The organism is Desulfobacula toluolica Tol2 (assembly GCF_000307105.1).
In the GTDB taxonomy this organism is placed as follows: Bacteria; Desulfobacterota; Desulfobacteria; order Desulfobacterales; family Desulfobacteraceae; genus Desulfobacula; species Desulfobacula toluolica.
Genome location: NC_018645.1, coordinates 4,450,907 through 4,464,019, shown reverse-complemented (window position 1 = coordinate 4,464,019; position 13,113 = coordinate 4,450,907). Strand labels below are relative to the sequence as shown.

11 protein-coding genes are annotated in these 13,113 nt (G+C 41.4%); 1 reads left to right on the top strand and 10 read right to left on the bottom strand.

The window, feature by feature from the left end; translation table 11 throughout:
- Window positions 1-45: 45 nt before the first annotated feature.
- Window positions 46-1,485 carry a hypothetical protein gene (locus TOL2_RS20245; RefSeq protein ID WP_193787649.1) on the bottom strand — a complete coding sequence of 480 codons (1,440 nt, stop codon included), beginning with the start codon at window positions 1,483-1,485 and terminating at the stop codon, window positions 46-48.
- Window positions 1,486-1,826: 341 nt separating this feature from the next.
- Here TOL2_RS20245 and TOL2_RS24410 point away from each other — a divergent pair, with 341 nt between their 5' ends.
- Window positions 1,827-2,132: a hypothetical protein gene (locus TOL2_RS24410; protein WP_014955645.1), complete on the top strand. Its 306-nt coding sequence runs from the start codon at window positions 1,827-1,829 to the stop codon at window positions 2,130-2,132.
- On the opposite strand, the gene TOL2_RS20240 is transcribed toward TOL2_RS24410, so the two are convergent.
- The 9 genes from TOL2_RS20240 to TOL2_RS20200 form a co-directional block, all read right to left on the bottom strand.
- The gene (locus tag TOL2_RS20240) at window positions 2,110-3,588 is read right to left on the bottom strand and encodes a response regulator (protein ID WP_014959141.1); all 1,479 of its coding nucleotides are present in this window, start codon (window positions 3,586-3,588) and stop codon (window positions 2,110-2,112) included. The genes TOL2_RS24410 and TOL2_RS20240 overlap by 23 nt on opposite strands.
- A gap of 92 nt (window positions 3,589-3,680) precedes the next feature.
- Window positions 3,681-5,189 carry a diguanylate cyclase gene (locus TOL2_RS20235; RefSeq protein ID WP_014959140.1) on the bottom strand — a complete coding sequence of 503 codons (1,509 nt, stop codon included), beginning with the start codon at window positions 5,187-5,189 and terminating at the stop codon, window positions 3,681-3,683.
- Between the two features lie 474 nt (window positions 5,190-5,663).
- Entirely contained in the window at window positions 5,664-7,586 is a 1,923-nt protein-coding gene (locus tag TOL2_RS23860) for a sensor histidine kinase (RefSeq protein ID WP_014959139.1), read from the bottom strand.
- 81 nt (window positions 7,587-7,667) lie between these two features.
- Window positions 7,668-8,579 (bottom strand): transporter substrate-binding domain-containing protein, encoded by a 912-nt coding sequence (locus TOL2_RS20225; RefSeq protein ID WP_014959138.1) that lies wholly within the window; start codon window positions 8,577-8,579, stop codon window positions 7,668-7,670.
- Window positions 8,580-8,870: 291 nt separating this feature from the next.
- Window positions 8,871-9,293: a universal stress protein gene (locus TOL2_RS20220; RefSeq protein ID WP_014959137.1), complete on the bottom strand. Its 423-nt coding sequence runs from the start codon at window positions 9,291-9,293 to the stop codon at window positions 8,871-8,873.
- Between the two features lie 311 nt (window positions 9,294-9,604).
- Window positions 9,605-10,306: a DUF1847 domain-containing protein gene (locus tag TOL2_RS20215; protein WP_014959136.1), complete on the bottom strand. Its 702-nt coding sequence runs from the start codon at window positions 10,304-10,306 to the stop codon at window positions 9,605-9,607.
- 167 nt (window positions 10,307-10,473) lie between these two features.
- A complete protein-coding gene (locus TOL2_RS20210) occupies window positions 10,474-11,127 on the bottom strand; it encodes a CDP-alcohol phosphatidyltransferase family protein (protein ID WP_014959135.1) in 654 nt (217 codons plus the stop codon).
- An 11-nt stretch (window positions 11,128-11,138) separates the two neighbouring features.
- Window positions 11,139-12,248: a pyridoxal phosphate-dependent aminotransferase gene (locus TOL2_RS20205; protein ID WP_014959134.1), complete on the bottom strand. Its 1,110-nt coding sequence runs from the start codon at window positions 12,246-12,248 to the stop codon at window positions 11,139-11,141.
- The gene (locus TOL2_RS20200) at window positions 12,229-13,101 is read right to left on the bottom strand and encodes a phosphocholine cytidylyltransferase family protein (RefSeq protein WP_014959133.1); all 873 of its coding nucleotides are present in this window, start codon (window positions 13,099-13,101) and stop codon (window positions 12,229-12,231) included. The genes TOL2_RS20205 and TOL2_RS20200 overlap by 20 nt, the downstream gene beginning before the upstream one ends.
- Window positions 13,102-13,113 lie beyond the last annotated feature (12 nt).

Here is a 13,113-nt window from a genome sequence, read left to right as displayed (position 1 = left end):
GATCGCACATACGTTTTCGATCAATAATGACCAGGCAAGCCATTCTCAAGCGATTACAGATCTGATTTGAGACGTGACGTCTGAATTATTTGTATTGTCTGGGATAGATTTCATGTGACCAATAAATTTTCCACAACTCGCTGTAATATCAATTATATTTTCTGTTTTTTCACCGTTTTTAGGTACCGGCAAAAGAGATAAATAGCATCTCTTTTCAGAAGAAAAAACCGCTGTCATACTTCCGGGGTTCGGTAAAATTTCCCGGCGTTGCCGGGTTAAAGACAACAGTTTTTTTTCAATTTCCTGTTGTTCCTTTACAGTCACTCTCATGACCATCTTTGCTGCGTCTTCAGGTAAGGTTCCACAAAAAGCTGGCAAGCGCAGTGCGATTCTGTTGGCGTCTTTTACTTCGCCGACGCCATGGGTTTTACCAAGGCCAAACAGGGATTCAATATTATCGGAACAAATGGGCATCCCGATATTGTTCAATCCCAATGATGATGCGACGATCAGTTGATTTTCCATCCAGGTCATAAAGCCGATAGATACCTGAGATCTCTGGGGAATAGATTGTAACATCGCTTTGCACTCTTTGTATGTCTCGAAATTCAGCCCTCGATGTTTAAGGATTTTCTGGCTTTCTAAAAGCGGACGGGCATCACGGAGGAATCGCTTGATAAACGGCCTGTGTTCAGAAAGCTTACCGATGGAATTTCTAAGCTTTGCAATGACAGATCCCTCTGATGTTCGCCCTCGTGGGGAGTGTTGAAGAATCATTTCAGCCCATTTCACCAGTCGATGAATATTCATGAATCGGGCTTTTGTCGATACTTTTGGAGGAACCAGACAGCCAAGATCCGTCTGTTTCATTTTTTTTGAGGCTTGACCGCATGCAGAGATAAAGCCATCATAAGAAGGATGCCTATTGTATTCTTTTTTCAGCAGATTGGCAACGACATGAGAGACATCATCGATGGAATGACTATACAGCCCTCTTTCCTTCAGAAGTCTGACACCTTTTTTCAAATCCAATCCACCGTCTTTTAAATATGCCGCAGGCTTTCCCGTAATATGGATCACCTGTTGTAAAAAATCCGCAATGGATTTTCCAGTCCATGAGGAAGCCACAGAAATGGCAACACAATTTATGTTTTTAAGGGCAGGCGCGCTCTCATTGGTGGCATGATGATTGATGTTAAGTTCGAGAACAGCAAGAATTTTACCGACACCCAAGGCGATAGAAGTATCTATGATCCAGATGGCACCGTTTACAAATTTGTTTTTCTCAAAAGAAACTGAAGGCAGACCACTGTAAGTCCAAATTTTTGACAATGAATAGCGAGTGAGCCAGTTGATGATCGTTTGAGGGCAAGGAACTTTGCCGTCAATTCCAAAATATGGGGCTAATACGCCAAGCACCCTGGATATGGCTCTGAATCCAATACGACCGATCAGGAATAGGCTCAATGAAATATAAATCAGCAATTCTTTCTTTTCCTTGGCAGGCAAGGTGGCTTTTTTGCGCTCTTCAACCAGCTGCTGCCTGGTCTTTCGAAATTGAAACTTGTATTTGTCTCGATCGTTTCTAATGCGTTTCAGTTCAGCTTTTTGATACTTAATCGTTTGATTTCGATCAACTGCTTTCCCTTTCCAGGCCGATCTACTTTTTTTAATTTTGAAATTTTACTCATAAAAAAACCGATTTCAGTTGAAAAAACAGAAAACATAAGGCGCAAAAGGAATTTTACAACAATCTTGAGTCATTCAGTGGGGTTTGCTATTGTGCGGTTAGATATTGGGTTAATGAAAATAGAGAAGGATCTCTAATGACACATGATAGATTGAAAGCTAAAACGATCCCAGGTGAATATTGCAGATTTTGCGGTAATGATTCGGTTCCTCTTGTGAAAACTAAATGTTGTGATCAATGGATTTGCTGCGACACTTCTTATGTTTCCATCGAAGGTGGAGGGTATTGTCAATATCACCATGAGCAATACAGCGTTTGCTATTTCCATTACAATGACGGGCATTCCGGAAAATGGCAAGAATGCGAAGAATGCAGGGATCTGCTCGGTGAAGATGATTTTAAAGCGGCTTTCCATGATCCTAACAATGTACCACGATATTAACCCGAATAAGAGGCCCAAAAACCGAGCAAAAAAAATGGGCTAATACGCGGTTTTTTAGACACCCCAGTTCAAGTTCAAGGTAATGTTTAAAAAAAGCATGGTTGTAAAGGGCGGTTAATTGATCTGTAATCGCTGATTTAAAGGCATTTTTATATTTGGAGACCAGCATATCCAGATACACCTTTTTTTTGATAAAAGATTTGATGCGTGCCTTAAATTCCAGTTCATTAACCGGTTTGATCAGGTAATCGTCCGTACCAAGTTCAATGCTTTTTATCTTGGTCTCCAGATCTGCCATGGATGTGATGGTGATCACCTGAATATTCCTTGTCCTGTCCATTTTTTTTAATTGCTTGCAGACCTCATGCCCATCCATATCCGACAAGGGAATATCCAGCAGCACAATATCAATTTGCTCGCTTTCAGCAATGAGTACGGCTTTCTTACCGCTTCCTGTGATTATGATTCTGTCGCAAAATGCATTGAGATTTTTTTTCAAAAACTCCACGTCTTGTTCGCTGGTGTCGGCGATGAGGATAGTTGGCTTGAAGCATATTGTTTCAAGCTCAAGGTCTGATGTTTCAGAGGGAATAAAGTGAGATTCCGACTCCCTGCGCGTTTTGAGTTGTTCCTGGTATTTCTTGAGCCGCAGCAGGGAACGGATTCTGGTTAAAAGTTCCTTTGTATTGATCGGTTTGTTCAAGAACTCATCCGCCCCGGCCTCAAGGGCCATAGCCTTGTCACGACTGCTGTCCAGGGCCGTTACATGAATGATTGGAATGTCTCTGGTATTCTTGTCTTTTTTTAATATCCGGGTCACTTCAAAGCCATTGATCCCAGGCATCATCAAATCCAAAAGAATAAGGTCTGGATATTCTTTTTTGACCTTATCCAGGCATTCTTGACCACTTAAGGCTTCAATGGTGTCAAAGGTATCCCCGGAAAGCTTTGCCTTGAGTAGTTTCACATTCAGAGGATTATCGTCAACAATGAGTATTCTGTTTTTGAAAAAAATTTCTTCACCACTGTCCTTCAACTTTGGATCAGTTTTTTGCTTCCGGGGATCTTGTTTCCTTTCATCTGTACCTGGTGGCAGATGTGATTGAAGCGTGTTTAGAAAAGTCCTCGTATCAAGGGGTTTGCTGATATATCCCACACAACCTGCATCCAGAACTCTTTTTTCATCGCTTTTCATGGCATAGGCGGTTAGAGCCAGAACCGGAATGTTCTGGATTTTTGGATCGTTTTGTATTTCTCTGGTAGCCGTAAGCCCGTCCATGCCGGGCAGTTGAATATCCATAAGGATCAAGTCAGGAACATGCTTTCTGATCAACTCAAGTCCCTCTTCTGCAGTCCATGCTTCAATAATTTTGTAACCACCTATTTTCAGAAGGCTACCAACCAGCTTCATGTTGAAGGCATTATCTTCAATAACAAGAATCGTTCTTTTTTCCATATTCACCCCTCATTAAATTAACAAGTTTATATTTGCAGGAGCGATCAAATGATACTATTTTCTTTCTCTTCTGCTTAACTGAATATAATCTGTTATCTTTTGATTTTATGAGTCATCATATCAATCATTTCTATCAAATGTTCAACAATTTTTTTATCCAGTTTTCCCTTATTCGCCTCCTCGCGAAGAATTTTGAACGTTTTCTCCCTGGACATTCCCTTGCGGTAGGGTCGATCCGTATTCAGGGCGTCAAAGATATCAACAATCGCTATGATACGGGCCAAAATAGATATGTCATCTCCTTTAATACCGTCAGGGTATCCACTGCCGTCAATTTTTTCATGGTGATGTCGAATTGCTTCCAGGGCCGGGCCGAGAGTTTTTTTCAGGGGTAAACATATACGATAGCCCTCGGCAGGATGACGTTTGATACTTTTCCATTCATCTGAGTTGAGACGTCCGGGTTTATTTAATATCTCTCTTGGTACCCCTATTTTTCCAATATCATGGAGGATGCCGCTGAGCCTGAGAGCGTCTATTTCCATTGCCGAAAGTCCCATTTTTTTACCCAGTGCCACGGACATATCCGCAACCCTTTGGGTGTGTCCCTGAGTGTAAGCATCCTTGGCTTCAACGGCGTTGGCCATGGAGATAAGAATGTTTTCAATACTGATTAATTTTTTGTTAAGCTGATTAACCCTGAGCAGTGAATTTATTCTGGCTGTCAGTTCAACACGATTTGGCGGTTTAGTGATAAAGTCATCTGCACCGGCTTCAATCCCCTTGATCCTTGACTGTGTATCATCCAGAGCTGTCAACATAATAATGGGAACAAGGCGTGTGTCCTCACTTTTTTTCAAGCGGCGGCAGACTTCATAACCATCCATATGCGGCATCATGATATCCAGCAAAACCAGATCCATGTCGATTCTTTTCATCAGAGAAAGGGCCTCTTCACCATTGTACACCTTGAATATTTCATGATTAAATGGTGTAAGAACAGCTCCCATCAATTTCACGTTTCTGGAGTCATCATCTACAATCAGAATTTTAAATTTTTGTTCAGGACCGTGTATTCTTTCTTTTTTCAGAAAACAAACTTTATTTTTACCCATGATTTTGGCTTGTAATAATGCTTCCTGGGCCTTCAAAATAAGGGTTTCTCTGTTTGAAGCCTCTCTTGGAAAAGAAGCAAGGCCAGCACTTAAGGTCAATGTACCGTGAGTATGTTTTTCCACTGAAACCCTGATGCGGTCCAAGGCTATATGGGCACCGGAAAGGTTTGATTTTGGCAGAATTATCGCAAATTCATCGCCTGAATATCTTGCAGCCACATCAGGGTTTCTGAGATTTTTCTTGATGAATTTTGTCACCTTTTGCAGCAAGTGATCACCAATGGCAGGGTTGTTTCGTTTGTTGTATAAAGAGAACGAATCTATGTTGATCAAAGCCAGGGTGAAGGTATCTCCATATCTTCGTGATCTCTTGATCTCCTCTTGCAGTAAAATTTGGAAAATTCCGTGATTGAACAAACCCGTCAGACTATCCACAAAAGGGGCATGGGTCTCTTGTTCGTAATTTTTTATAAGCTGTTCTTTCATAGTTGTTTGCCCTTAATGAAATCGTCATGTCACAATTTATGATGTGTACCTGATCTAAATCAAGGAGCAAGGATCTTGATTGTTCCGGCAGCACACAAAAGATCACTCTGACAACATGATCATCAAAAACATTCATATGATTTAACTTAAGATACGGAGCAACTCTTTTGAAGAAATTTCAAGTGTCGATCGGCTTGGTGATATACCCCGTATAATCTGCTTTCAGTGCAGTTTGTTTATCCTTGCTCATGGTATGGGAACTCAATACGACACTGGCAGGTCTTTTAAATTCGGCTGTGACCTTTCCATTTGTATTATAAACAATTCGTATAAATTTTAGATAAATTAGAAACAGGTGTTTGTCAAGGGTAAAAACAAAAGATGAAAGGCTTCAAGGAGTACCTGGAAAGCAAATTGTCGGTTGGAAAAACTTTGCGTAATTGGTGTCAGCAGACATTCTTTTCAGAAGAATTTTTAGCAATTTTTATCAAGGTCTATTTCGGATACCGAGTCCATATCTTCTGGCTGTAATGGAATGATAAAGCTGAATGTACTGCCTTTTCCATGTCCCAGGCTTTGAGCCCAGATCATTCCTCCGTGCATCTCAACAAACCGCCTGCTTAGAGCCAAGCCAAGTCCCGTTCCCTCGAAACAGCGGCTTGTCGAATTTTCCACCTGTTCAAAATGGTTGAAAATTCTTTCCATATCCTCTGACTTGATGCCGACACCGGTATCAGCAACTGAGATGGTTATCCAATGGCGGTGGCGCTCAAGATCTGAGGTTGATATCTGTACGGTTTTTGTCATGCCGTGGGCTTTCAGGCCTGAACTTTCCGCTAAATTCGCGACCAGGCTGATCTTACCACCATCCGGGGTAAACTTCACCGCATTGGACAACAGATTGTAAATGATCTGTTTGAGCTTACGTTCGTCCGCGGTAATCATTTCCGGAAGACCGTCAACATCTGCTGACACCTGTATTCCAATCTTCATGGCCTTTTCCTTGATCATGACAAGGCTGTTTTCCAGAAGCGTCTTTAGATGGATATCTGTTGGTTCCAAGTCCATTTTACCGGCTTCAACCTTGGAAAGATCCAGGATATCGTTGATTAAAGAGAGTAGGTGTCGGCTGCTGTTCAGCACATCGCCAAGATACTCTTCCTGAATAGGGTTCAGCTCTCCAAAGTGCTTGTCTATCACTAATTCGGTAAATCCGATGATATGGTTCAGGGGCGTTCTCAATTCATGGCTCATATTAGCCAGGAACTCGCTCTTGGCAATGTTGGCGGACTCGGCCAGATCTCTAGAGTTTTTTAATTGTCTTTCTGCCAGTTTCCGTCGTATTATTTCTTCCTCAAGATGCAGGTTTTTTTCCTTGATCTCCATTTCCTTGATCTGCGATTCTTCAAGACGTGAAGAAAGGATCAAGGTTCGGGTGCTTGAATGAAAGAAAAATATTGTACCGCAACAAATTATCACCGTACTTATTCCAAGAATCATAAACAGATGCAAGGGGGATATATGCCCTAAAACTTCGGTGGCCTTGTGGATATCAATAATAAAAAAAGGGGTTCCCTTGATCCTGGTCTTGAACATGATCATGTCCGCCAATTTTCCATCCGGGTCGAACATCTTTAAATATTGTGGTTTTCCGGTTTTAATTTTCCTGAAATCCGGAGGTTTATCAAAGCGAATGGTGGACTGATCAGACCACGGTGCTGACAGGTGACCATCTTCGCACATAATTAGCAGAAACCGGCAGGAGGATTGCTCAGGTTTCAAGAAAAAGGCAAATATGTTTTTTTGCGCGATCAGTGCAATGAGCTGACCTGTATGAACACCTTTGAAAAAATATGGGATGCAAATGCATACGTTAAAATAGTCCTGATGGTTTAAATGTATAACACGGGCCTGCCTGTCGCCATGCGTGATAAAGTTTTTCAGATACAGCCTGTCCTTTGATTTTACATCCTCAGTCCCCGTATCAGCAAGCAACTCCCCATCGGTTTTAATGAAAAGCAGCCTGGAAAAAGCCTTGTCTGTGCCAATCTCCTTTTTTTCTATAAATTTATGAAATCTGGTTGAGATGGCAACCTGGCTGGCACGCAGACCATATTCCAGTGATATACCAAGTGCCTTGTTTTCAAAAAATGCCGAAATTTCCCTGCTTTCAGCCATATTTTCAAGGTCGTTTTTTCGTTCATCGTAAAAATAAGACAAGGACGCAGCGATCTCTTCGGCTTGTTGTGCCAGGCGGTTAATTGAAATTTTCTGGAGACGCATCTGGGATTGATAATGCAGGCAAAGCAGAAAAAAAATAAACCCGAACAGCAAAAACACGGCTGCGTAATAGTAGCTGCTTTTGAAATTCTTTTTGCTTGGGTTTTCAAAAACCATTATTACCGCTCCATTGGAAATTGAATATGGCAAAGAATTTTCTTAGATTCAATGCCCTGTATCATTGACTGGATTCCGCTCTCAGACCCCGGATTTAAAAAACTCGGGATAGTAATTAAAAACTGCTGGATAGTATTTCTTGATAAGACCCAGATATGTGCCGTCCTGCCTGCATTTTTCAAGGAACTTGTTAAACGCCTCCCGCAAATCAGGAGATGTTTTGGAAAACCCGCAAGCCATGGTCTGCATCGGGGACAAGGGGCCTACCACTTTAATCCTGGCGGGCCATTTATCCAGGGCGACAAGGGCATCGGGTACATCCAGAAGGGTTGCATCAGCTTCTCCCTTTATGATCGCATGAGCTAATTCATTAAGCCTGCCGGCAAACAGGGTGGTCTTTGACCCCGCCTCTTCCAGATCGTACAATGACGGTTCAAGGCATGTGTTGGCTACGCCTAAAATCGTGTGTCCCTTGAGAAGAATTTTCACAGCAGCAATATCTTTTTCAGTGCTGCCGCTTGGCTTGATGGGTTTGATGGGGGAATCGGCTTTGAGTACCAGCCAGACCTGGGTTGGGAAGACAGGAGTTGAATAGTCCAGAACCTTCTGCCGCCAGGGGAGGATGGTCAATCCGTTTGCAATGATGTCCCCTTTAACGGGAACATGGCCGAGAATTTCGACATCCTCACCCCGGGCACTGACCTTCAGACCGGTCAGGTCACCGATAACCGTTTCCCAGGACGTATTGACGTACTCATACCTTACTCCGATATGACGGGCGAATAATATTGTTAATTCCACATCCAGACCATCTCCGCTCCCTGTGACAAAATTGGCATAAGGTACGCCTAGGTGACGCAAGATCCCTGATTTTTGAATTTCAAAAAGATCTCTTGCATCGGTCGAAGATCCCCGGAATACGATCAAAAAAAGGGTCATGAACAGGCAAGCTTTTGACATAAATTTAAAGTAACGATTGTTTTTATGTTTCATTGTTATCGCCTTTTATAAGAAAGTCGTGAAAAAATCACACAGAGACTTTTCCATGGTTTTTTTTCGTCAGTCCAAGATAGATGGACTCATATTAAGAAACAGTCTAAACTATTTTAAATTAGTTAGATTGGAAGTCGCCGTTTGTCAAGAAAAAAGACAAAACAACGTCATATTGATCGGCACAATTTTTTACGATTGACCGTTAAAAAGCATTGAACAGAATTATTCCAGGCCTTTTTATAAAAAGGCCTGATTTTGCAAACGATTTATGGTACTTGAACCACTCATGCGCTATTTTGTTATAAAAACAGGGCATTGTGCTTTTTGAATAACCTGGTGGGCAACACTGCCGAGAAGCAATCCTGTAAAATCCGAAACCCCTCTTGATCCCATAACAATCAGGTCTATTTTTTCAATTCCGGCCACATCAGGTATTTTGTTGCCCGGAGCCCCTTCAAGAATACGGACATCAAACTTTACGTTTCCCTGCTCAAGCAGTTCGATAAAAGGCTGAACAAGCTCTTCTGAGGCTTTGTTGATTTCATCAATCGCCTGCTGGAAATAGGGTTCTGCCAAAACAATGGGAAACCTTGCATGACAATGCAGCAAAACGATTCTGGCATCTAAGAGTTTTGCCAGTTCAATGGCGTGCCGGGTTGAGCGGATTGAATGATCTGAGCCATCAATCGGGTTCAGTATTTTTTTAATATTCATTACTTGCTCCTTTCCAGCCTGTTCGTTCAGGCTGACGTCGTATCCCCAAATTTTGAGAGCTTTTTCACACTCCATACTATGTGTTGAGTATATTATTTCCACGACATAATGTCACTTGATTTGTTGAAAACAAAGTGGATATTGATGAAAACCCAGCACCATCTGATACTTGAATTCGTTATTAAAAACAAATATCTGAAGCAAAGAAATGATCATAAGCAACCAAAAAAAACAGGGCCTGCCATGGAATATCAGGACAAAAAAATATCGTTAAAAGAGTCAGGAGGTCATTGACCGGATATCTTCTTTTTTTATGAAATGTCCGGGTGCCGGATTTTCTTGTAATATGATTCCGAATTGTAAATGGCTGCCAGGGGATTATGTCCGGTGACCCGGTCCTTGACTGCCAATACCGTGGTAGGAATATCCGTAAATTTGAGAAACAAGGTGTCATGGCCCACACACAATCCCAGGAGGATGTTAAAGTCAACCTGCTCATGATTCAGGGCTTTTGCCTGGAATATGGGGTTGCACATGGCTTCATCCGTGCCCTTGAAAATCTTTTCATCGTCACTGATTCCGATGATATCTTTTGAACTGTTACCAGCCTTGCAACAAACAGAGGCCACCTCAAATCCATACCCGGTTAAAATTTCTTCAACAATCTTGGCTTCTTTTGAAAGTCCCAGACAAAAGGCAAGACCCAGACGTTTATAACCCATTTTTATGGCAAATTCACAGGTTTCAACTATCCGTGTCTTGCAGGGCTGCATAATATAGGGCTGCTGATCCCGGTTGGCATAGCACTCTGCTTCCTGCAACGATGCATTGTGAGCAAACTCATTGACGTCTTGTGCTTCATATTCTTTGTTGGCGTCTTTTAACACATCCTTTAGCGTGAGTGTCGGGCATCCCTTGCGGCCCTTGCCTTTATCTGAAAAACAAATTCTTTGGAAAATTTCAAGTTCGCAGGAGGCACAAGAAGATGGTATTCTCTTTTTTTCAGTCGTCATTTTTATCTCCGAATTTAAATTATGTAACAGCTTCAATTTGTATTCAAACAATTCTTTTCCGTCAAGAAAAAGATGCTTAAAACAACAAGTAAGCAATTACATCGACTTTAGATAGTGCCTGACCCTAAAAAAAAGATGTGATAAAACTCTGGCCCTTGATGCCTATATTAAGCTTTGCTCCATAGCATCCACCCGTAAATAATTGTCAAAACTACAGCATAGAACAAAAGGGCATAGAACCATTTGCCGGAAAACTTAGGTGTCCTGACGGGCGACAGATTAAGCACGGCCATGACCATGAATATTGTGTATGTTATGATTGAAAAACCCTTTGAATTAAACAGGCCTTCAAACAAAAAAATAAAAGCGAAAAGGATCGTGTTGTTGTCAAGCGCAAGTCCCATATACGTTGAATCATCAATAAGACCAAATACATTGAAATAGCTGAGCCGAATGGCGCTTGCACTGACAATCACAAAGGCTCCCGGCAGGAACCATGGGCTGAAGTTGCCATAGCTTAAAAGGAAAACAGCAGGACAGATTCCAAAGCTGACCATATCAATCAACGAGTCCAACTGCCCGCCGAACTGCCTGTGCATATCTGTTCTGCCTTTCATTTTACGGGCAATGATACCGTCTGCCCAGTCAAACAAAACCGCCCATATCATTCCAACGATTGCCATTTTAAAATTTTGAAGAATTGCAAAATAGACGCCCAAGAGTGCGCATAAAAGCCCTGCAAGTGAACAGATATTTGGAAGATCTTTTGCGAAAAAAATCATTCCGGCCGGATGGGATTGGCTATCGCTTAATTTGTTCATAAACATCCTTTTTAATGTTTTTTATAACCAAGGATAGACACCAGCGCATCAACCAGGTTGGAATTTTCTTTATTGGTTCTTGAAGCAATGCGGATATATCTTTCCGAATCAGGCAGGGTTTTTCCCTGACAGTGTTTGATATACATATTATGCTCAATAAATAGTTTTTTTGTAATTTCAGGAGCATTAGGACTTTTGTCAGGCAGACGACAAAAAATAAAATTGGCATCCGGTTTATAAATTGTGCCTCCCAACAAACTTTTTAAGTCATAATAAAGCGTATCCCGGTCTTTTTTAACCTGTTTGCAACTCGTGATAAACTCTTTATTAAAATCCGGTAAAATTCTCAAAAATTCTTCGGCAAATCCATTAATGTTCCAGATATGTACACCTTGGCGGACAGCTTTTGCAAATTTGGAGTTTGCCGTCAGAAGATAGCCTATTCTAATGCCGCAGATGCCATATGCCTTACTCATGCTTTTGAAAATAGCAATATTTGGATATTGTTCAATTTCATTTTCCATGCTTGTCTGATCCGGCTTGTCAACAAAATCAACAAATGATTCATCAATAATCAGCTGACAATCTTGATCAGCCAGCCTTTTTGCCAGATATATCAGATCGACCTTTGGGATGGCTATGGAAGTCGGATTGTTCGGCGTAACCACGACGGCAATATCTGCTTTGGATTTTATAACTTGATCGGCAAACTTCTCCACATCCAGATGAAAAGATGGAAATTCAAGTGGAAACTCTATGGCACTGCCCTTTGGTGCAGCATTCACATATTCATTAAAAGACGGCACAGGTACAATGATTTTTCGGGCAATCTGACCTGAAACGATTTTAATAAGCTCTGCCGCACCATTGCCGACAACAATGTTTTCAGGCTTTTGATTGATGAGCTTACCCACAAGAGAAGCAAGGACATCCTGAGCAACCGGGTAGTTGAGTACCAGATCATGGATTTGGTTTTTAAAATGGTCAAAAATATCTTCGGGTGGAAAATAAAGGTTATACAGATAAGCATGGTCGATAAAATCATGGCGATAGTATCCACCATGCTGACCTGAAATATATTCATATTTTTCTGTTTGATTTTTATAATCTGGATGTGGCACTAAACTGTCCTTTCAAGGTAGATTTGCAGGCAGGCATTAAGGGGATTATCAAATCATCTGTGTTTATGTCACCAAAGTATGGTTTCTGGTTGACTTGTGAGGGAAAAAGTTGCTCAGCAATTGTAAGATCGTCTATGGTGTCGACTTCATACCAGGGTTTGCCGTCAAAAAAAACCGCTTTAAGCGATAATTGATTTTTCGCTACCATCTTCTCAAAAACAGCTTCATAATAGTCATTGACCCTTCCGGCTAAAACATATTGATTCAGCATGTGAACAACACGATCCCAGGAAGCAAGAGAAAGGCTGTAAATATTGACAGTCTTATATTTTGTTTTATTTGAAGAAGCAACTGTGCTGCTGTGGAATGCATCAACATGATTGGATTGATTTAATGTAACAGTTGAACCGTTCAACCATGGTTTTATGCTTGCAACGGCTATTCTGTCCGGATAAAGCATATCCTTTAACAACAACGTGTCAAAGACAAGGTCACTTTCGATCAGCATGAACGGTTCATTGATGATTTTGCGGGCCATCCACAAAGAATATATATTATTCGTTGTTTTATACAAAGGACTGAATACATATTCGATTTTAAGATTGCCAGCCCTGTCTTCCAAAAAGTTGCGGATACAGTCTTCTAAGTGTCCCGTGACCACAACCAGACGCTTGAAACCATTCTGATTAAGGTTTTTGGTCAATCTCTCCAGTATGGAAAATTCATTCACCATTGTCATGCATTTGGGAGAATTTTTTGTCAGGGGAAGCAGGCGGCTTCCTGTGCCGGCTGCAAGTAGAAGTGCGGTCGTGATACGTTTCTTTTCTTTATAATAATTTCTTTGTTCTATCATGGATCTCCTTTT